Here is a 351-nt window from a genome sequence, read left to right as displayed (position 1 = left end):
ACAGACTTGCAAAGTGCTCTTTACTCACACAATATCAATGATACAGTAAAAGTTACTTATTATCGTGATGGTAAATCAAATACAGCAGATGTTAAACTTTCTAAATCAACCAGTGACTTAGAAACAAGCAGTTCATCTTCTTCTAATTAATAACTTAATAATTTAATAAAAGTCTTCTGTAAATAGAAGGCTTTTTTCATACTAAAGTCTGAAATTTTTAAAAATAATAAATTTCCATTTTTCTTTTATTGATTTATGGTAAAATAAAGTTAAGCATGAAAATTTTACTTTACTTAGAAGCCGAACAATTTTTGAGTCATTCAGGAATTGGTCGTGCAATGAAACATCAAC

Annotated in this window: 1 protein-coding gene; it reads left to right on the top strand. The window is 27.1% G+C overall.

Annotation, left to right across the window (positions count from 1 at the left end; genetic code table 11):
• The first annotated feature begins 6 nt into the window (after positions 1 to 6).
• A complete protein-coding gene (locus tag JKP73_RS23455; RefSeq protein ID WP_267903280.1) occupies positions 7 to 150 on the top strand; it encodes a PDZ domain-containing protein in 144 nt (47 codons plus the stop codon).
• The last annotated feature ends 201 nt before the right edge of the window (positions 151 to 351 follow it).

The organism is Virgibacillus salexigens, from assembly GCF_014905415.1.
GTDB classification, from domain to species: domain Bacteria; phylum Bacillota; class Bacilli; order Bacillales; family Amphibacillaceae; genus Virgibacillus; species Virgibacillus salexigens.
The sequence above is the reverse complement of the archived record's forward strand: the minus strand, read 5'-3'. Positions and strand labels throughout refer to the sequence as shown.